Consider the following 18508-nt stretch of genomic DNA (forward strand, 5'->3'; position numbering starts at 1 on the left):
GCCGGGGCGTCGCGCGCCGCCGGGGCCCGGCGCGCGCCTCGGCTGGTTGACTAGCGCCATGCCGCAGACGCCCGTGACGACCCCCGTGCTCGACCTGACCGCCGACGCGGTCACCCTCACCCGCCAGCTGTGCGACATCGAGTCGGTCAGCCTGGGGGAGCGCGACATCGCCGACGCGGTGGAGGAGGCGCTGCGGGCCCTGCCCCACCTGGAGGTGGTGCGCCGCGGTCACACGGTGGTCGCGCGCACCGACCTGGGCCTGGGCGACCGCGTCGTGATCGCGGGCCACCTCGACACCGTGCCGGTCAACGACAACATGCCCAGCCGTCTCGACGAGGCCACCGGCCTGCTGCACGGCCTCGGCACCTGCGACATGAAGGGCGGCGACGCCGTCATCCTGCGCCTGGCCGCCACCGTGACCGCGCCGGTGCGCGACGTGACCTACGTGCTCTACGAGGCCGAGGAGATCGACGCCGAGTTCAACGGCCTCCACAAGCTCTCCCAGTCGGACCCCGAGCTGATGACCGGCGACTTCGCGATCCTCATGGAGCCCTCCGACGCCGTGGTCGAGGCCGGCTGCCAGGGCACGCTGCGCGTCGAGGTCCGCACCCGCGGGGAGCGCGCCCACTCCGCGCGCAGCTGGAAGGGCGTCAACGCCATCCACGGCGCCGCCGACGTGCTCGCCCGGCTCGCCGGCTACGAGGCGCGGCGCCCGGTCATCGACGGGCTGGAGTACCACGAGGGGCTCAACGCGGTCTTCATCCGCGGCGGGGTCGCGGGCAACGTGCTGCCCGACGAGTGCGTCGTCGAGGTCAACTTCCGCTTCGCGCCCGACCGCTCCGAGGCCGAGGCCGAGGCCTTCGTGCGCGACTTCTTCGACGGCTACGACGTCACCCTCACCGACACCGCCCCCGGCGCGCTGCCCGGGCTCGACCAGCCCGCCGCCAAGGCCTTCCTCGAGGCCGTCGGCGGCGTGGCCAACCCCAAGTTCGGCTGGACCGACGTCGCCCGCTTCAGCGCCCTGGGCGTGCCGGCGGTCAACTACGGACCCGGCGACCCGCTCCTGGCCCACAAGCAGGAGGAGCACGTGCCGGTCGAGCAGGTGCTGCGCTGCGAGCGGCAGCTCGCCGCCTGGCTGCGCGGGGAGCAGGGCGGGGAGCAGGACGCGTGAGGCACAAGTTCAAGGGTCCGGTCATCCAGCGCCGCGACCAGGTCGACGGCTCCACCACCGACCAGCGCCTGCTCGACTCCCGCGGGCCCTCCGACTGGGTCCACACCGACCCGTGGCGGGTGCTTCGCATCCAGGCGGAGTTCGTGGAGGGCTTCGGGGCGCTGGCCGAGCTCGGCCCGGCGATCGGCGTCTTCGGCTCCGCCCGCACCCCGCTCGACCACCCCTCCTACGCCCAGGGCGAGGAGCTCGGCCGTCGCCTGGTCGACGCGGGCTTCGCCGTGATGACCGGCGGCGGGCCCGGCGCCATGGAGGCCGCCAACAAGGGCGCCAGCGAGGCCGGCGGCCTCAGCGTCGGGCTCGGCATCGAGCTGCCCTTCGAGTCCGGCCTCAACGAGTGGGTCGACATCGGGGTCAACTTCCGCTACTTCTTCGCCCGCAAGACGATGTTCGTCAAGTACGCCCAGGGCTTCGTCGTCCTGCCCGGCGGCCTCGGCACCCTCGACGAGCTCTTCGAGGCCCTCACGCTCGTGCAGACCCAGAAGGTCACCCGCTTCCCCGTCGTGCTGCTCGGCGTCGACTACTGGTCGGGGCTGCTGGCCTGGCTGCGCGACACCGTGCTCGCCGACGGCAAGATCTCCGCCGCCGACCTCGACATGATGGTGCTCACCGACGACCTCGACGAGGCCGTCGACCTCATGGTGCGTGCCCGAGAGGAGCGTGCGTCGTGATGTGGTTCCTCGCCGTCCTCGGCGTGCTCCTCCTGGGCGGGATCGCCGTGGTCGCCTCGGGCCGCGGCACCCCGCTCGCCCCGGCCTACGACGACCGGCCCGACGCCCTCGTGCCCGCGGCCGGACCGCTGCGCCCCGACGACCTGCGACGCGTGCGCTTCTCCCTGGCCCTGCGCGGCTACCGCATGGACGAGGTCGACGCCCTGCTCGCCCGGCTCGCCGACCAGCTCGCCGACCAACGCGACGGGGCCGGTGGGGCCGGTGGGGCCGCCGCGGGTGGGGTCGCTGCCGCGGAGGGACCGGGGCCCGCCGACGGCGACGCTGCTGCGCCGTACGACGGCGGTGGCCACGACCGGGCCGCGAACGGTCGTGGCGACGCCCCACAGCCGTAGGGCACACTCTCCCGCGTGCTCGAACCGGTCGTCTACGTCCTGACCGCCCTCGCGGCGCTCGTCGTCGTGCTGACCAGGCTGCGGCTCGGAGGGGCCGCCGGAGGGGGCGGGCGCCACGTCGTGCCGCGCCGGCTGCTCACGGTGCACCTGCTCGCCGGGGTCCTCGCGCTGGTCGTGTGGACGGTCTTCCTGGTGTCGCCCGACGACTCCGCTCCCGGCAGCGCGCTGGTCGGGGTGGTCGGGCTCGGCTTCTGGTGGGTCGTGGCCGGCGCCGGGCTGCTGCTGCTGGCCCGCTGGCTGCCGAGCAAGGGGCGCCACGCGGGGGACGGCGCCTCCGACGCGTGGGCAGGAGGGCCGTGGCTCTCCCTGCTGGCCCACCTCGGCATGGCCGCGGGGGTCGTGGTGTTCACCTACGCCTACGTCAGCTCCGCGGTCTGAGGCCGCCCCCGGCGGGCGTCGGGGGAGGACCGGGCCGCCGCGCGGAGGCCCGCGCGGGGGCGCACGAGGACGGTCGCGAGCGGCGTCCGCGACCGCGCGGCCGTGACCAACCACGAGGCGGTGCTCCCGGTCGGAGGGTCCATGGGGGATAATGGTCACGCACGACCGGGACGCACCCGCGACCCCGGCGCGCACACCTGAGTTCACGACATGTGGGGAAGAGGTGCCGGATGGCGGCGATGAAGCCGCGGACGGGCGACGGTCCGCTGGAGGTCACCAAGGAAGGACGCGGCATCGTCATGCGCGTCCCGCTCGAGGGTGGTGGCCGACTGGTGGTCGAGCTCAACGCCGAGGAGGCCGGGAATCTCGGCGACGCCCTCAAGGACGTCGTCGGCTGATCGGCTGATGCCCCCCACGACGGCTCCGACAGCGGGTCACACCCTCCCCACCCAGGTCACCCCGCCGGGGTTCGCGCTCAGCGACCTCGGCCCCCACGCGATCCTCGGCGTCGACGTGGTCGCCCTCCCGGTCCTGCAGACCGACGAGGACGACCGCGACGCCGGCGAGCGCCGTGCGGACGACCCCGGGCCCCGGCTGCTGCTGGGCCCGGGCGCCGAGGAGCTCTCCGAGCTGCTCGGCGTCGACCTGATCGCCCTGCTGGAGGCCGAGAAGGCCACCGGCAGGGCAGGGGAGATCACCCGTCTGCCGGTGCCGCTGGGGGGCCCCGACAACGCCGAGCTCCGCTCGGTCCTGCTCGTCGGCACCGGCAAGCAGAGCCCCACCGACCTGCGCCGCGCCGGCGCGGCGCTCGCCCGGGCGACCAAGGGTCGCTCGGCCGTGGCCACCTCCGTGCCGGCCGTCGCCGACTCCGCGGGCCTCGAGGCCTTCGTGGTCGGCCTGATGCTGGGCTCCTTCGTCTTCCACTGGAAGTCCGAGCCGCCCGCGCAGGGCCCCGTCGAGAGGGTGGTCCTCACCGACCTGCCCGACTCCGAGGCCCACGTGCTCGCCCGCGCCATCGCCGTCGGCGGCGCCGGGTGGCGCGCCCGGCTGCTGGCCACCGTGCCCTCCAACCTCAAGAGCCCCGCCTGGCTCGCCGACCAGGCCGTCGCCGCGGCCGAGGAGGCCGGGCTCGCCGTACGCGTCTGGGACGAGCGCGAGCTCGTCGCCGAGGGCTTCGGCGGCATCGTCGGCGTCGGTCAGGCCTCGGCCACGCCGCCGCGGCTGATCCGGCTCGACTACACCCCCGACGGCGCGACGCGCCGCACCCCGACCGTGGTGCTCGTCGGCAAGGGCATCACCTTCGACACCGGTGGCCTCTCGATCAAGCCCGGCGAGGCCATGACGACGATGAAGCGCGACATGACCGGCGGTGCCGTCGTGATCGCCACCATGGCCGCGCTCGGCGCCGTCGGCTGCCCGGTCAGGGTGGTCGGCCTCGTGCCCGCCGCCGAGAACGCCGTCTCCGGCGACTCCGTGCGACCCGGCGACGTGCTGCGTCACTGGGGCGGACGCACCTCCGAGGTCACCAACACCGACGCCGAGGGCCGCCTGGTCATGGCCGACGCCCTCGCCTACGCCGCCGCCGAGATCGAGCCCGCCGCCATGGTCGACGTCGCCACCCTCACCGGGGCGATGAAGGTCGCGCTCGGGCAGCGCACGGGCGGCTACTTCGCCAACGACGACGCCCTCGCCGGTGCGCTCGAGGACGCCGCCGAGTCGGCGGGCGAGCCCTTCTGGCGCTTCCCGCTCGCCGAGGTCTACGAGGAGAAGATCGCCTCCAAGGTCGCCGACGCCGACAACGCGGGCGGGGGCCCGGGCGCCATCACCGCCGCGCTCTTCCTCCAGCACTTCGTCGGCGACGTGCCGTGGGCCCACCTCGACATCGCCTCCGCCGGTGACGCCCCCTCCGACTTCCACGAGTGGACCGCCGGCCCCACCGGCTTCGGTGCCCGCACCCTGCTGGCCTGGCTGGGTGGCGACGACCCGCTCGCCGGGGTGCGCGGGGCCTGATGCCCGCCCGGGGGCTGCACGCCCCCGGCGACCGGCGGCGCGTGCCGGCATCCGCGGGGGCTCGGCTCCGCTCGGGCGGCCGGCGGCGTGGGCCGGGATCCGTGGGTTCTGTTCCGTCTGGGGTGGCCGGCGGCGGGGGGCGGGATCCGTGGGGGTTCTGTTCCGTCCGGGGTGGCCCGCGGCGTGGGCCGGGATCCGTGGGGGTTCTGTTCCGTCCGGGGTGGCCGGCGGCGTGGACCGGGATCCGCGGGGGCTCTCGTCCGCTCGGAGCGGCCGTCCCCGGCGACTCGCGGCGCGGCCGGGATCCACGAGCGTCCGGCTCCGCTCGGGGCGGCCGCCCGCGGCGACCGGCGGCGCAGCTGCGTGCGGGCCGCGCTGGTCGTGGGCGCGCGGGCACGACCGGCCCGCGGGCCGGGGCCGCGGGCGATCGGGCGCCGGCGGCGTACGGGTCGGTCAGACCGCGGCGGGGTCCCAGACCTTCTTGGCGCACAGCAGGCCGTCGCCGACCGGCAGCAGCACCGAGAGCAGGCCCTCGTGGGCGGCGATCTCGCGGCCCAGCTCGCGGATGGCGACGGTCTCGGAGTCGCGCTGGGCGGGATCGGCGACCTTGTCGTGCCACAGGGCGTTGTCGAAGGCCACCACGCCGCCGGGGCGCAGCAGGCGGAGGGCCTCGGCGAGGTAGGCGGAGTACTCCGACTTGTCGCCGTCGCAGAAGACGAGGTCGTAGTGGCCGTCGGTGAGGCGGGGGAGCACGTCGAGGGCGGAGCCGGAGATGGTGCGGGCCCGCTGGCTGGGGATGCCGGCCTCGGAGAAGCCCTGGCGCGCCAGGCGCTGGTGCTCGGCCTCGATGTCGACGGTGGTCAGCACACCGTCGGAGCGCATGCCCCGCAGCAGCCACAGGCCCGAGACGCCCGTGCCGGTGCCGATCTCGACGACCGCGCGCGCGTCGAGCACCGAGGCCAGGAAGCGCAGGGCCGCGCCGCCGCCGGGGCTGATGGCGACCACGCCGACCTCCTCGGCGCGGGCGCGCGCGGCGGAGACCACCTCGTCCTCGGCGACGTGGGCCTCGGCGTAGGACCAGCTCGCTGCGGTGATCGGGGTGGTGATGACGGCCTCCTGAGGGACGGTCCGGCGGGGCGGGTGCCCCGCGCGGCACGGTGGGGGTGCCCAACCTATCGCCTGCGGTGCGGGTGGTGCGACGCCCCGCGCGAGGGCCCGCCCCGCCGTACCCGCCACCCGGCCGTACCCGCCACCCGGCCGTACCCGCCGCCCGGCCGCCCGGCCGTACCGCCGCCCGGCCGTACCGCCGCCCGGCCGCCGGCCGGCCCCGCCCCGCCGTACCGGCCGGGTCCGCCGCCCGGCCGTACCCGCAGGCCCCGGCCGGCTCCGTCGGCCCCGCCGCCCGCACCACCGGCACCACCCGTCACACCTGTCGGCCCGGACCCGCACCTGTCGGCCCACGCGTAGGCCGACAGGTGCGGGTTTCGCCAGCCGGCCGGTGAAACCCGCGCCGGGAACGCCCAGCCCCCCGAGCGCGTTGAGCAGGGCGAGGCACGAAGCGCACCGGCTCACAGGGTTTCCTCAGACAGGGTCCCTACGGTGTGGGGGAGGACGCGATGCTGCTCAGGTCGAAGGGGACCGCGATGGAGGCTCGACAGGTCGACGACACGGTCGTCGGGTCCGGCACGCCGCCGGAGGTGCCGAGCTGGGACGAGGTGGTCGAGCGCCACTCCGACCGCGTCTACCGCCTGGCCTACCGTCTCACCGGCAACCGCCACGACGCCGAGGACCTCACCCAGGAGGTCTTCGTGCGGGTCTTCCGCTCGCTGGACTCCTACACCCCCGGCACCTTCGAGGGCTGGCTGCACCGCATCACCACCAACCTCTTCCTCGACCAGGCGCGTCGCAAGCAGCGGATCCGCTTCGACGCCCTCTCCGACGAGCGGGCCGACCGGCTCACCAGCAGCTCCCCGGCTCCCGACGCGGCCTTCGCCGACCAGCAGTTCGACGACGACATCGAGCGGGCCCTGGCCACGCTGCCCCCCGACTTCCGCGCCGCGGTCGTGCTCTGCGACGTCGAGGGCCTGTCCTACGACGAGATCGCCCAGATCCTCGACGCCAAGCTCGGCACCGTGCGCTCCCGCATCCACCGCGGCCGCGCCATGCTCCGCACCGCCCTGTCCCACCGCGCCCCCTCGGCCGGCCGCCTGCGCTACTCCGGTCCGGCCGCCGACGCGCCGCCGGTCGCGGTGCAGGTCTCCGGCGGGGCGCAGCGGTGATCGGGCACCTCGGCCCCCGCGTCAGCGCCCTCCTCGACGGCCAGCTGTCGGGCGAGGAGGAGGAGCGCGCCTGGGCCCACGTGCACAGCTGCCACTCCTGCCGCGACCTCGTCGAGCGCGAGGGCTGGATCAAGACCCGGCTCTCGGGACTGTCCGGCGACCCGGCCGGCTCGGCGCCGTCGGCGCTCAAGGGCTCCATCCTCGGCGTCCCCCCGTACGCCGGGCCCGGGCCGGCCCCGTCGCTGGGCGCCATCGGCGCCGACCACGTCGCGGGTGGCGCCCCGCGCGGCTGGTCGCACCCGCCCGCCCGGTCGCGTCGCGCCCCGGCCGTCGTCGCGCTGGGAGGCGGCGCCCTCGGGGCGGCCGTGCTCGGGGTGCTGGCCCTGGGTGTCGCGCCGGCCACGGCGCCCACCGGCGACCGGCGTCCGCCGGCGGCCTCGATCGACCGGCCGGTCGACACCGCGTCCCCGTCGACCTCCTCGCCGCGCTCCGCCGACCCCGCGCCCGCCACCGTGGCCTCGATCGCCTCCGCCGGGCTCGGCCCCGTGGTCGGACCCGCCCTGGGCTGGTCGGTGGCCACCGCCGCCGACCCCGACCGGCGCTGAGCCGCACCGAGCCCGACCCGCACTGACCCCGACCGGCGCTGACCCGCACCGAGCCCGACCCGCGCCGACCCCGACCGGCGCTGAGCCGCAGGGCCCGACCCGCACCGACCCCGACCGGCGCCGACGCGCACTGGCCCGCACCGACCCCGACCGACCCCGACCGGCGCCGAGCCGCACCGGCACCGGCGCCGACCCGCGCCCGGCCGGACACCGACGCGGCCGGCCGCGGAGGTGGTCCACCCCTCCGGGCCTGCAGCGGTTGCGGGCCACCGGTCATGATGGTGCGGTGAACGACGAGCACCAGCACGGCCAGGCCGACGGCGAGCCCACGCAGCCGGTGGGTCCGCTGCCTCCTGCCGCGCACGACCCGGCGGGGTCCTGGCAGGCGCCGGCGCCCCACGAGGCTCCCGCCGACCGGTCGACCCCGCCCTCCTGGGTGCCCCCGCAGCAGCAGCCGGCGCCCTACCGCGAGCCGTGGGGCGGCTACCCCGCGCCCGGCACCACGCCCTTCCCCGTGGGGGGCTTCGCAGGCCAGCCGGCCCAGCCCGGCGGTCACCCGGGCCAGCCGCACGCGCGCCACGCGACGACCAAGGGACGCGTGAGCGGCTGGGTGTGGCCCGTGGTCGCCGTGCTCGCGCTGGTGGTGGGCGTGCTCGGCGGCGTGGCCGGCAGCGTCGGCTACGAGAACCTGCGCTCCGACGACACCCCCGGCACCGTCGCCGACGGCCTCGCGGGCGTCGACACGGTCACCGAGGCCCCGCTGGCCGCCGAGGACGGCACGGTCGCGGCGGTCGCCGACGCCCTGCTGCCGAGCACGGTGCAGATCGTCGCGGAGTTCGAGGGCCAGGACGGTGGCGCCACCGGGTCGGGCTTCGTGCTCGACCGGCAGGGTCACATCGTCACCAACAACCACGTCGTGGCCGACGCCGCCGACGACGGCGGTCCGATCGAGATCGTCGACCAGGACGGCAACCGCTACGACGCCACCGTCGTCGGCCGCAGCCCCGTCTACGACCTGGCCGTCCTCGTCAGCGAGGAGGCCACCGGGCTCGAGCCCGCCTCGCTCGGCGCCTCCGGCAAGCTCCGCGTCGGCGAGACCGTCGTGGCCTTCGGCTCCCCGCTGGGCCTCAGCTCCACCGTGACCGCGGGCATCGTCAGCGCCCTGCAGCGCCCCGTGACGACCGGCCAGTCGGCCGACCAGTCCTCCTACATCAACGCCGTGCAGACCGACGCCGCCATCAACCCCGGCAACTCCGGCGGGCCGCTGGTCAACCTGCTCGGCCAGGTCGTCGGCGTCAACTCCGCCATCGCCACCACCGGCGGCGGGCTGGGCGGGGAGTCGGGCAACATCGGCGTCGGCTTCGCGATCCCCGTCGAGCAGGTGCGCATCACCGCCGACCAGATCCTGCGCACGGGCGAGGCGAGCTACCCCGTGATCGGTGCCGAGGTGCAGACCGGCGGGCAGGGCGGCGACGGTGCCGAGATCAGCCGGGTCGTGGCCGACGGCGCCGCGGCCGAGGCCGGCCTGGAGGAGGGCGACGTGGTCACCGCGGTCGACGGCGAGCGCGTCACCGACGGCATCGCCCTCATCGTCAGCATCCGCTCGAACCAGCCCGGCGAGACCATCGAGCTCACCGTGCAGCGCGGCGGCGAGGAGCGGCAGGTCGACGTCGTGCTGCGCTCCGAGGTCGGCTGACCCCGGAGGCGTCGGCCGCCTGGCGACGGCCGGCCACGCACCACCACCGCTAGGGCTCGGGGCGCTCGGCGGCCTCGACGTAGGGGTGCTCGTCGACGAACGTGCGGGTCTCGGCGTACATCCGCTCGATGAACTGCTCCAGCTGCTCCGACTCCACGCGCCACTGGCCGCGGCCGCCGATCTTGATCGCCGGCAGGTCGCCGCGGCGCACCAGCGCGTAGACCTGGGCGCTGGAGGTGTTGAGCACCTCGGCCACGTCGGCGAGGGTGAGGAAGCGAGGCGACGCCATGGCCCCATCGTCGCACCTGCCTCCGACGCACGGCACGAGCGGTGGTCCGGACCTGTGGAGAGACGATGTCTGTCTCCGGCGCCGCTGGGCATGATGGCGCCGTGGCCAGGAAACTCGGGAGCACTCCGTCACCACCCCAGCCGTCGGCGGCCCTCGCGCCGCCCGCCGCGCAGCGCACGCGGTCACCGGGGTGGCGCGACCCGCGGCTGTGGATCGGGGTGGCCATCGTGGCGGGCTCCGTCGTGCTCGGTGCGCGCCTGCTGGCCGCGGCCGACGAGACGGTCGCGGTCTGGGCGGCCGCCGACGACCTCGGCCCGGGTGAGCGGATCGACGCCGGCGACCTCGAGGCGCAGCGGGTGCGCTTCGCCGACGACACCGACCTCGCGCGCTACTGGAGCGCCGACGAGGAGCTGCCGGCCGACCTGACCCTGGTGCGGGGGATCGGGGCGGGGGAGCTGCTGCCGCGCGGGGCCACCGGTCCGGCCGGGGAGGCCGACCTGCGCGTCGTGCCCGTCGCGGTCGACCCCGGGCTCGTGCCGAGCGGGGTCGGGCCCGGCGTCGTCGTCGACATCTACGTGCTCGACGGTGCCGGCGCGCTCGCGGAGGGCGACGCGGGCGCGGCGGGAGGGGCCGACGCCGAGGAGAGCCGCATCGAGGGCCTCTCGGTGGTGGGCGTGGCCGCCGACTCCGAGGGCTTCGCCGCCTCGGGCCAGCAGCGTCTCGACCTCGCGATGAGCCCCGAGCAGGCCGACCGGTACTTCGCCCTGCTGGCCTCGCTGGGCGACCCGGTCGTGACCGTGCTGCTGGGGGGCTGACCCGTGCCTGACCGCACCGCCGTCGTCCTGGTCGTCGCCTCCGGGGCGGCGTGGGAGTCCCCGGCGCTGCAGCACCTCAACGCCCGCCCCGGCGTGGTCGTGCTCAAGCGCTGCGTCGACGTCGACGACCTGCTCGCCTCGGCCGCCGCCGGTCAGGCCGACGTCGCCGTGCTCGGCCTGGACTCCCCGGGCCTCGACCTGGCCGCCGTCGACCACCTGCGCCGCCACGGCGTGCGGCCGGTCGCCGTCGTGCCCTCCGCGCTCTCCCCGGAGGCGGCCCGGCTGCGGGCCTCGCGCATCGCGATCTCCTCGATCGTGCCGGAGACGCGCCTCGACTCCCTGCCCGAGGCGGTCACCGCGCCGGAGGAGCCGCCGCCGCCCACACGCCCGGCCGGCGGCGGCGACCCGGTCCCCGCGGCCCCCACCGCGCCGCGTCCCGCTCCGCCGGAGCCCGACTCAGCGCGCGACCGGCCCGCCGCGTCCCCCGCGTCCCCGTCGGCGCCCGGCCGCGTGGTCACGGTGTGGGGCCCCGCCGGCGCCCCGGGTCGTACGACGATCGCCGCCGGTCTCGCGGCGGTCCTGGCCGGGCGCGGCGCGCGCACGGTGCTGGTCGACGCCGACCCCCAGGGAGGGGCGGTGGCCCAGCAGCTGGGCATCCTCGACGAGGTCTCGGGCCTGCTCGCCGCGGCGCGACTGGCCTCGGCGGGCATGGTCGAGGAGCGGTTCGCCAGTGTGCAGCGCTCCCTGGGGCCGCACCTCTCGGTGGTGACGGGCCTGCCGCGTGCCGACCGCTGGGCCGAGGTGAGGGCCGGCGCCCTGGAGCACCTGCTGGAGGTCGGCAGGGAGCAGGCGCAGGTGGTGGTCGACACCGGGTCGAGCCTCGAGGGCGACCTCGGTGCGGAGCTGTCGGGGCGACCGGGGCGCAACCACCTCACCCTGGCCGCCGTCGACGTGGCCGACACCCTCGTGGTGGTGGGCACGCCCGACCCCGTGGGCCTCTCGCGGCTGGCCCGCGGCCTGGCCGAGCTCCACGAGCACACCGGGGGGCGTCCCGTCCACGTCGTGGTCAACCGGATGCGGTCGACCCTCGGCTGGAGCGAGAAGGACGTCGCGGCGATGGTGGCCGGCTTCGGCCGGGTGGAGGGCCTGCACTTCCTGCCCGACGACCGGGCCGGGGTCGATCGCGCCCTCGTCGCGGGTCGCACGCTCACCGAGTCGGGGGACACCCCGCTCGTGCGCGCCCTGGCGCCGCTCGCCGACGCGCTCGTCCCCGACGTGGCGCGCGAGCACGCCTCACCCCGCCCGGGCCGGGGCGCGCGGGCGCGCCGACGCACCCGGTGAGCCCCGGGCGCGACCCGTCGACCGGTGGGTCCGCCGCCGCGGCGCTCCGCAGCGACCTCAGCGCCCGCAGCACCCTCAGCGCGGGCGGAGGGTGAGCACCTGCGCCGCGCGGCCCACGGGTCCGTGGAGGTCGTGCAGCACGCTGCTGGTCAGCCCGACGCCGTCGGGGCCGAAGACCACCGTGGTGTCGAGGCCCAGCCACACCGGGTCGCCGTCGGCCACCCGCGGCTCGCGCACGAGGTGCACGGTGAGGTCGAGGTTGGGGAAGGCCCACTCCTGCGGCGAGGTGCGCACCGCCAGCCCGTTGGCGGTGTCGACGAGGCCGAGGAGCCGCGCCAGGGCGCTCGCGGGCTCACCGGCCACGAGCGCGGCCGTGGTGGAGATCCACGACCGGCCCCGGCCGGGCTCGACCTCCCCGGCGGCGCGCACGTCGAGGCCGGCGATGTAGCCGCCCGGCCAGACGTCGGTCATGGCTCGCGTCGGCAGGTCGTGGGGCGGTGGGAGCGGCTCCCCGGCCCCACCGGCGACCACCGAGGTGTCGCCGGTGGCCAGCCGCCACACCCGGGCGCGGGCCGCCGCCCGGCCGGCGCTGCGCAGGGTGGCCTCGACCAGCTCGATGGTGCGGCCCGGGCGCAGCACCTCGACGTCGACCTGCACCTCCTCGGGCCCGATGACCCCGAGGATGTCGACCGACACCCGGCTCACCGTCATCGCCCGCGCGCCGCCGGCAGCACCGGTGGGGCCGGCGGCCCGGGCGGCGGCGTCGCGCTCGACCTCGTGCACCAGCAGGCCCACGAAGGGGCTGATGTGCTGCTCCGCGGTCGACCACGCGCCGCCGGTGAGGTCGGTGGGCAGGAAGCGGCCCTCGGCGAGCCGGTCGAAGAACCGGTCGGGGCGCTCCACGTCGCGGCTCACGCCGCGAAGAGGAGGTAGAGGCCGCCGGCGGTGAAGGCGACCATGACGAAGAGCAGCGGCAGCTGCCCGGTGAGCTGGTGGCGTCGCGGCAGCAGCTTGATGGCCCGGTCGTGGGCGGCGACCACGCCCAGCACGTGGCCCAGCACGACCGCGGCGACCTTCGTGTTGGCCAGCAGCGTGGGGTGGTTGGAGAGCCAGTAGTTCGGCGTCCAGCTGCCGGTGCCGAGCAGGTCGGAGCCGTTGCTCAACGGGTCGCTGGCCTGGATGAGGGTCTGCTGGCCGTACTCCACCCAGTAGGACAGGTAGTGGGCGATGATGTAGCCGACGATGATCGGGACCACCGAGTGGGCGAACAGCATCGGCAGCGCCCGCCGCGACCGGCCCTCCTCGACGCCGGTGGTCATCGTGCCGAGGGCGAAGAGGCCCCCGACCCCGGCGCAGAAGACGACCAGGCCGATGTTGTTGGCCACGTCGGGCGCCCAGGAGCGGGAGTCGATCCACGCGGTGTTCTGCAGGAAGGAGACCCAGCGCAGGGAGTCGCGGAAGGAGTCGAAGGCGGTGGACCCGAAGAGCACCGCCACCACGGCCACCAGCCCCGGACGCGGCACGAGGGAGTCGAGGTTGGCCAGCGGGCTGCGCAGCAGCACCACCCCGTCGCGCCGGCCCCACACCGAGAGCTTGGCGACGAGGCTGGAGTAGACCTCGAAGGGGTCGGCGCGCTCGTACCAGACGTTGCCGAAGACCGCCCCGCCGACGAGCATGGCCGCGACGTAGACCGCCGCCCACAGCCGCACCGGCCCCAGCTCGGTGGAGTAGGGGTAGACCAGCTCCAGCCACACGAAGGCGAAGAGCCCGATCGCCGCCGGCCAGTAGCCGAGCCGCTCGGGGTAGCGCAGCAGGCCGACCTCGGGGTCGCCGCCGGAGATCTTCGCCAGCGCCAGGTTGATCGTGCGGGCCGGGCTGATGGCCTTGAAGACCGGGCCCAGGAGCACCGAGGCGGGCACGATCCCCACCCACAGCCACACGTAGAACATGCCGAAGAAGGGGTTGAGCAGCAGGTCGCGGCCGAAGACCGCGGCGAGCGCCCCCCAGCCGAAGACCGCGAGACCCGCGACGCGCAGGGCCACGCGCCACGGCACGGAGTCGACCACGCGCGTGAGCAGCGGCAGCGGTCGGCCGCTGGTGGCGGCGTCGTAGCGCGGGCTGCGCCACGCCACCGCGAGCACGGTGAAGGAGACCGTCAGCGCCGCCACGGCGCCGGCGATGGCCAGCTCCGGGGAGATGGGCAGGTCCTTGGCGCCGCCGATGCCGTGCGCCTGGGTGACCCGGTCGTCGGTGACCCCGGCGGCGAGGGCCGCCTGGAGGCCGGCGTGCAGGCCGGTCAGGCCCGCCACGGTCAGGAGACCTCGAGCTGCAGGATGGTCAGCCCGAGGTCGTGGGACTCGACCTCGACCACGCCGGGCTGCTCGAAGGTGAGCTCGAGGTCGGTGGTGCCCTCGTCGTACTCCAGCTCCTGCTCGGGGGTGGAGTGCACGTGGATCTCGCCCGGGGCGTCGGCGGTGATCTCGAGGGTGACGGTCTCGTCGAGGGAGACGGGCAGGCGCTGGGCCTCGGGAGAGACGGTGTCGCCCTCGATGGTGATCGGGACGACGGTGCCGGCCGGCTCCTCGGAGCCCTCCGAGGCGGAGCCGGAGGGCGAGGCGCCCGAGCCCTCGGTGGCGCCGGTCGTCGCGCTCGACGTCGCCGCACCGGGGGTGTCGTCGGAGACCGTCTCGGCGTCCCCGCAGCCGCTGGCGAGCAGCAGGACGCAGGTGAGGGCGGCGGACGAGGCCAGCAGACGCATGGTGCGGTTTCCTTCGCAGACGGGGACGTGACGGACCGGGGGAGGTCGGCCGGGGGCCGGCCGTGGTCGACGGCCCGGTGGTGCACGGGCCTCTGACAGAATCGCACGACGAGCAACTCCGGGGAGAGCCGGGCCGGTGGGTTCAGCAGCCCCTCAGCGCGGTCTCAGCGGGTCCTCAGCCCGCCCCCGGCCGGGGGCACCGAGGGCCCGGATCGGCCCCGGTCCCGCCCCGTCCCGGTGGAGGGACCCCCGTCAGCACAGAGAGGCACCGATGAGTGAGCGTCTGCGGTCGCGGGACCTCGCGTTCCTGACCGAGGAGTCGTTGACCACCCCGAGGCACAACGCGACGGTCGAGATCTTCGAGCCGGGCGACTCGGGCTTCGACTACGACCGGCTGGTGGAGCTCATTGCCGACCGGATCTCCTTCGTCCCGCGCTACCGCCAGCGCGTGCAGAGCGTGCCGGGCTGGCTGGCCAACCCGGTGTGGGTCGACGACGAGCGCTTCGACCTGGGCTACCACGTACGCCGCTCCGCGCTGCCCCGCCCCGGCTCGCTCGACCAGCTGCGCGAGCTGGTCGCCCGCATCGTGTCGCGCCCGCTCGACCGCAGCCGCCCGCTGTGGGAGGTCTACTTCGTGGAGGGCCTCTCCGGTGGTCGGGTGGCCCTGCTCTACAAGTCCCACCAGGCGCTGGTCGACGGCGTCGGCACGGTCGACCTGGCCCAGGTGCTGCTCGACTCCTCCGCGGAGCCGAAGTCGCTGGGCCACGACGACTGGGCGCCGGAGCCCCGCCGCTCCACCCCGGGCCTGGTGGCGGAGGCGCTCGGTGACTCCCTGCGCGACCGCGCGACGGTGGTCGACACCCTGCGCAGCAGCACCGGCGCCCTGACCCGCACCGCCACCGGTGCGGCCGAGCGCGCCGGCCGTGTCGTCGGCGGGCTGACCGGGCGGGGCCAGGCCCCGGAGACCCCGCTGGCCGGCCGGCTCTCCCAGCAGCGGCGCGTGGTCTCGGTGACCACCCAGCTCGCCGACTACCGCCGCATCCGCGACGTGCACGGCGGCACGGTCAACGACGTCATCCTGGCCACGGTCGCCGGCGGCCTGCGGGCGTGGCTGATGACCCGGGGCGCCTCGCTCGGGTCGCTGAGCCAGGTGCGCGCCGTCGTGCCGGTCTCGGTCATCGACCACGAGCTCGAGGCGACCTCCCTCGGCAGCCAGATCGCGCCCCACCTGGTGCAGCTGCCCCTGGGCGAGGCCAGTCCCGTCGTGCGGCTGCACCAGCTGAGCTACTCCTTCCTCTCCCACCAGGAGACCGGCCGCAGCGTCGCCGCCAACCGGCTGGCCGGGATCGCGGGCTTCGCCCCGTCGACCTTCCACGCCATTGGCAGCCGCGTCGCCGCGGCCGAGACCCGCCGGGGTGCGCAGATCACGATCACCAACGTGCCGGGCCCGCAGTCGCCGCTCTACGCCGCGGGCGCCCGCATGCAGGCGACCTACCCCGTGCCGCCGCTCCCGCCGGGCCAGACCCTCGCCTTCGGCGTGACCTCCTACGACGGCGGCGTCTACTACGGCATCACCGCCGACCGCGACAAGGTCCCCGACGCCGAGGTCCTCGGCCAGTGCCTCTCCGAGGCCCTCGACGAGCTGCTCGACACCGTGACCGGCGCCCGCTCGCGGGTGCCACGGGGTCGCCGTCGCGGCGGCGCCGGCACGACGGCCCCCCGGTCGACCCGCAGGGTCACCCGGCCCGCGAGCGGCCGCCCCACCGGCGGCACGACCCCGCCCACCAGCCCGCCCACCAGCCCGCCCGACGGCCCCGCGGGGGAGCAGCAGTGAGCCCCCGCGCCGGCGCGGTCCGTGCCTACGTGCCGCTGACGTCCTCCTCGCTCGCCGCCCTCGTCGCCGCCGGCCGCCTCGAGGGCCCGCTGCGCGCCCACGCGGTGACCGAGGCGCTGCGCGCGGAGTGGCCCGACGGCGACGAGGAGGGCTGGGAGTACGCCGCCCTCATGGCCGCCGCCGCCACGTCGCGCACGCTGCTCACCCCCGCCGACCGGCCGCGACGCGTGGTGCTCGCCGTCGACGTGCCCGCGGTCGAGCCCGTCGCCGGCGACGACCCGACACTGGTCGACGTCGCCGCCGACGTGCCCTGGCGCACCATCGCCTCGGCCCACGTCGACCCGGTCGACGACGCGCCCGACGACGACGACCTCGCGTGGTACGCCACCCAGGAGATCGCCCACCTGCTCTGACCCCCGCGGGGGAGGGGGCCGGGACTCGGAGCCCGGGGCACGGCCTCGTTAGAGTCGCGCCCATGGACGCCCTCACCTTCCCGCCGGCACCCGTCAACGAGCCCAACCTCACCTACGCGCCCGGATCGGCGGAGCGCGAGGCGCTCCAGGCCGAGATCGCGCGGCTGGAGTCGGAGCAACGCGACCTGCCCGCCCACATCGGCGGCGAGGCGCGCCCCGGCGGCGGGGCCGAGATCCGCGTCGTGCAGCCCCACGACCACCAGCACGTGCTGGGCGTGACCCGCAACAGCACCCGCGCCGACGCCGAGGCCGCGATCACCGCCGCCCAGGACGCCGCTCCCGCCTGGCGCGCGATGGCCTTCGACGAGCGCTGCGCGGTGATCCTCAAGGCCGCCGACCTGCTCGCCGGCCCGTGGCGCCAGCGCATCAACGCCGCCACCGTGCTGGGGCAGTCGAAGACCGCCTTCCAGGCCGAGATCGACAGCGCCTGCGAGCTCATCGACTTCTGGCGCTTCAACGTGCACTACGCCAAGCAGATCCTCACCGACCAGCCCATCGCCAACTCCCCGGGCATCTGGAACCGCACCGACCACCGCCCCCTCGAGGGCTTCGTCTACGCGATCACCCCCTTCAACTTCACCGCCATCGCCGGCAACCTGCCGACCGCGCCGGCGCTGATGGGCAACACCGTGCTGTGGAAGCCCTCGCCGACCCAGCAGCTGGCGGCGTCGCTGACCATGGAGCTGCTCGAGGAGGCCGGCATGCCGCCGGGCGTCATCAACATGCTCCCCGGCGACGGCCTGGAGGTCTCCGAGGTGGCCCTGGCCCACCGCGACCTCGCCGGCATCCACTTCACCGGCTCGACCCCCACCTTCCAGCACCTGTGGCGCACGGTGGGAGAGAACATCGCGGGCTACCGCTCCTACCCCCGCATCGTCGGCGAGACCGGCGGCAAGGACTTCGTGGTCGCCCACCCCTCGGCCGACCCCGACGTGCTGCGCACCGCGCTGATCCGCGGCTCCTTCGAGTTCCAGGGCCAGAAGTGCTCGGCGGCCTCGCGCGCCTACGTCGCCCGCTCGGTGTGGGACCGGATCAAGGACGACCTGGTGGCCGAGGTCGAGGCGATCAGCGTCGGCGACCCCACCGACTTCTCCCACTTCATGGGCGCCGTCATCGACGACCGGGCCTTCGCCAAGCACCGTGCCGCCATCGCCCGCGCCCAGGAGACCCCGCACCTCACGGTGATCGCCGGCGGCCAGACCGACGACTCCACCGGGTGGTTCGTGCGTCCCACGGTCGTGGAGTCGACCGACCCCACCGACGAGATGTTCTCGACCGAGTACTTCGGCCCCATCCTCGTCGTGCACGTCTACGACGACGCCGACTTCGAGTCGGTCGTGCACCAGATGGAGTCCTTCGCCCCCTACGCCCTCACCGGCGCGATCATCTCCCAGGACCGCGCGGCCATCGCCTGGGCTCGCGAGGAGCTGCGCTTCGCGGCCGGCAACTTCTACATCAACGACAAGCCCACCGGCGCGGTGGTGGGCCAGCAGCCCTTCGGCGGCGGGCGCGCCAGCGGCACCAACGACAAGGCCGGCGCCGCGGTGAACCTGCTGCGCTGGACCTCGCCGCGCTCGATCAAGGAGACCTTCGTGCCGCCGACCGACTACCGCTACCCCTACATGGGCTGAGCCCCGGCGCGCACGCCCGCAGACGCCACGAGGCCCCACCGGACGACC

General features: G+C 75.7%; 19 protein-coding genes. 14 read left to right on the plus strand and 5 right to left on the minus strand.

The features are described from left to right. Nucleotides 1-58 precede the first annotated feature (58 nt). The 6 genes from dapE (at nt 59) to ASF47_RS01680 (ending at nt 4739) form a co-directional block, all read left to right on the plus strand. Entirely contained in the window at nt 59-1171 is a 1113-nt protein-coding gene (gene dapE / locus ASF47_RS01660) for a succinyl-diaminopimelate desuccinylase (RefSeq protein ID WP_056862283.1), read from the plus strand. After that, nucleotides 1168-1899 carry a TIGR00730 family Rossman fold protein gene (locus tag ASF47_RS01665; protein ID WP_056862284.1) on the plus strand — a complete coding sequence of 244 codons (732 nt, stop codon included), beginning with the start codon at nt 1168-1170 and terminating at the stop codon, nt 1897-1899. Before dapE ends, ASF47_RS01665 begins: the two co-directional genes overlap by 4 nt. After that, complete coding sequence (locus tag ASF47_RS01670; RefSeq protein ID WP_056862285.1) at nt 1899-2291, plus strand: DivIVA domain-containing protein; 393 nt, start codon at nt 1899-1901, stop codon at nt 2289-2291. Before ASF47_RS01665 ends, ASF47_RS01670 begins: the two co-directional genes overlap by 1 nt. A gap of 15 nt (nt 2292-2306) precedes the next feature. Continuing rightward, nucleotides 2307-2729, plus strand: a complete 423-nt coding sequence (locus ASF47_RS01675) for a hypothetical protein (RefSeq protein WP_056862286.1) — start codon at nt 2307-2309, stop codon at nt 2727-2729. Between the two features lie 230 nt (nt 2730-2959). Next, nucleotides 2960-3127, plus strand: a complete 168-nt coding sequence (locus tag ASF47_RS20480) for a DUF3117 domain-containing protein (RefSeq protein WP_082499897.1) — start codon at nt 2960-2962, stop codon at nt 3125-3127. A 7-nt stretch (nt 3128-3134) separates the two neighbouring features. Then, complete coding sequence (locus ASF47_RS01680; RefSeq protein WP_056862287.1) at nt 3135-4739, plus strand: leucyl aminopeptidase; 1605 nt, start codon at nt 3135-3137, stop codon at nt 4737-4739. Between the two features lie 453 nt (nt 4740-5192). Here the strand turns inward: ASF47_RS01680 and ASF47_RS01685 are convergent, their stop codons facing one another. Next, on the minus strand, nt 5193-5834 hold the full coding sequence (locus tag ASF47_RS01685) for an O-methyltransferase (RefSeq protein ID WP_406603384.1): 642 nt from the start codon (nt 5832-5834) through the stop codon (nt 5193-5195). 548 nt (nt 5835-6382) lie between these two features. Between ASF47_RS01685 and sigE the strand changes: the two genes are divergently transcribed. From sigE to ASF47_RS01700, 3 genes are all read left to right on the plus strand, one after another. After that, nucleotides 6383-7018: an RNA polymerase sigma factor SigE gene (gene sigE, locus ASF47_RS01690; protein WP_056862877.1), complete on the plus strand. Its 636-nt coding sequence runs from the start codon at nt 6383-6385 to the stop codon at nt 7016-7018. Further along, nucleotides 7015-7623, plus strand: a complete 609-nt coding sequence (locus tag ASF47_RS21420; protein WP_056862288.1) for a zf-HC2 domain-containing protein — start codon at nt 7015-7017, stop codon at nt 7621-7623. The genes sigE and ASF47_RS21420 overlap by 4 nt, the downstream gene beginning before the upstream one ends. Nucleotides 7624-7909: 286 nt before the next feature. Continuing rightward, entirely contained in the window at nt 7910-9319 is a 1410-nt protein-coding gene (locus ASF47_RS01700; RefSeq protein ID WP_056862289.1) for a S1C family serine protease, read from the plus strand. A 49-nt stretch (nt 9320-9368) separates the two neighbouring features. On the opposite strand, the gene ASF47_RS01705 is transcribed toward ASF47_RS01700, so the two are convergent. After that, a complete protein-coding gene (locus ASF47_RS01705) occupies nt 9369-9608 on the minus strand; it encodes a helix-turn-helix domain-containing protein (protein WP_056862290.1) in 240 nt (79 codons plus the stop codon). A gap of 218 nt (nt 9609-9826) precedes the next feature. Between ASF47_RS01705 and ASF47_RS01710 the strand changes: the two genes are divergently transcribed. Then, nucleotides 9827-10423 carry a hypothetical protein gene (locus ASF47_RS01710; RefSeq protein ID WP_056862291.1) on the plus strand — a complete coding sequence of 199 codons (597 nt, stop codon included), beginning with the start codon at nt 9827-9829 and terminating at the stop codon, nt 10421-10423. Between the two features lie 3 nt (nt 10424-10426). Next, entirely contained in the window at nt 10427-11764 is a 1338-nt protein-coding gene (locus ASF47_RS01715; RefSeq protein WP_056862292.1) for an AAA family ATPase, read from the plus strand. Between the two features lie 75 nt (nt 11765-11839). Here the strand turns inward: ASF47_RS01715 and ASF47_RS01720 are convergent, their stop codons facing one another. The 3 genes from ASF47_RS01720 to ASF47_RS01730 are packed head-to-tail and all read right to left on the minus strand — an operon-like array spanning nt 11840 to nt 14522. Beyond that, a complete protein-coding gene (locus tag ASF47_RS01720) occupies nt 11840-12679 on the minus strand; it encodes a thioesterase family protein (protein WP_056862293.1) in 840 nt (279 codons plus the stop codon). After that, nucleotides 12676-14073, minus strand: coding sequence for a hypothetical protein (locus tag ASF47_RS01725; protein WP_228943282.1), 1398 nt, complete (start codon nt 14071-14073; stop codon nt 12676-12678). The genes ASF47_RS01720 and ASF47_RS01725 overlap by 4 nt, the downstream gene beginning before the upstream one ends. A gap of 2 nt (nt 14074-14075) precedes the next feature. Next, nucleotides 14076-14522 carry a hypothetical protein gene (locus ASF47_RS01730; protein ID WP_056862294.1) on the minus strand — a complete coding sequence of 149 codons (447 nt, stop codon included), beginning with the start codon at nt 14520-14522 and terminating at the stop codon, nt 14076-14078. Nucleotides 14523-14793: 271 nt separating this feature from the next. On the opposite strand from ASF47_RS01730, the gene ASF47_RS01735 reads away from it, so the two are divergent. From ASF47_RS01735 to pruA, 3 genes are all read left to right on the plus strand, one after another. Then, nucleotides 14794-16356: a WS/DGAT/MGAT family O-acyltransferase gene (locus ASF47_RS01735; protein WP_082499898.1), complete on the plus strand. Its 1563-nt coding sequence runs from the start codon at nt 14794-14796 to the stop codon at nt 16354-16356. Continuing rightward, nucleotides 16353-16769, plus strand: a complete 417-nt coding sequence (locus ASF47_RS01740; RefSeq protein ID WP_056862295.1) for a DUF6912 family protein — start codon at nt 16353-16355, stop codon at nt 16767-16769. The genes ASF47_RS01735 and ASF47_RS01740 overlap by 4 nt, the downstream gene beginning before the upstream one ends. A 62-nt stretch (nt 16770-16831) precedes the next feature. Continuing rightward, on the plus strand, nt 16832-18460 hold the full coding sequence (pruA, locus tag ASF47_RS01745; protein WP_056862296.1) for an L-glutamate gamma-semialdehyde dehydrogenase: 1629 nt from the start codon (nt 16832-16834) through the stop codon (nt 18458-18460). The last annotated feature ends 48 nt before the right edge of the window (nt 18461-18508 follow it).

It is taken from the genome of Nocardioides sp. Leaf285 (assembly GCF_001422955.1).
GTDB lineage: Bacteria > Actinomycetota > Actinomycetes > Propionibacteriales > Nocardioidaceae > Nocardioides > Nocardioides kribbensis.

Excerpts from the sequence above, each read along its gene's own strand:
- dapE (WP_056862283.1), top strand. The coding sequence starts at position 59 with ATGCCGCAGACGCCCGTGACGACCCCCGTGCTCGACCTGACCGCCGAC.
- ASF47_RS01670 (WP_056862285.1), top strand. The coding sequence starts at position 1,899 with ATGTGGTTCCTCGCCGTCCTCGGCGTGCTCCTCCTGGGCGGGATCGCC.
- ASF47_RS20480 (WP_082499897.1), top strand. The coding sequence starts at position 2,960 with ATGGCGGCGATGAAGCCGCGGACGGGCGACGGTCCGCTGGAGGTCACC.
- ASF47_RS01680 (WP_056862287.1), top strand. The coding sequence starts at position 3,135 with ATGCCCCCCACGACGGCTCCGACAGCGGGTCACACCCTCCCCACCCAG.
- sigE (WP_056862877.1), top strand. The coding sequence starts at position 6,383 with ATGGAGGCTCGACAGGTCGACGACACGGTCGTCGGGTCCGGCACGCCG.
- ASF47_RS01705 (WP_056862290.1), bottom strand. The coding sequence starts at position 9,608 with ATGGCGTCGCCTCGCTTCCTCACCCTCGCCGACGTGGCCGAGGTGCTC.
- ASF47_RS01730 (WP_056862294.1), bottom strand. The coding sequence starts at position 14,522 with ATGCGTCTGCTGGCCTCGTCCGCCGCCCTCACCTGCGTCCTGCTGCTC.
- ASF47_RS01735 (WP_082499898.1), top strand. The coding sequence starts at position 14,794 with ATGAGTGAGCGTCTGCGGTCGCGGGACCTCGCGTTCCTGACCGAGGAG.
- pruA (WP_056862296.1), top strand. The coding sequence starts at position 16,832 with ATGGACGCCCTCACCTTCCCGCCGGCACCCGTCAACGAGCCCAACCTC.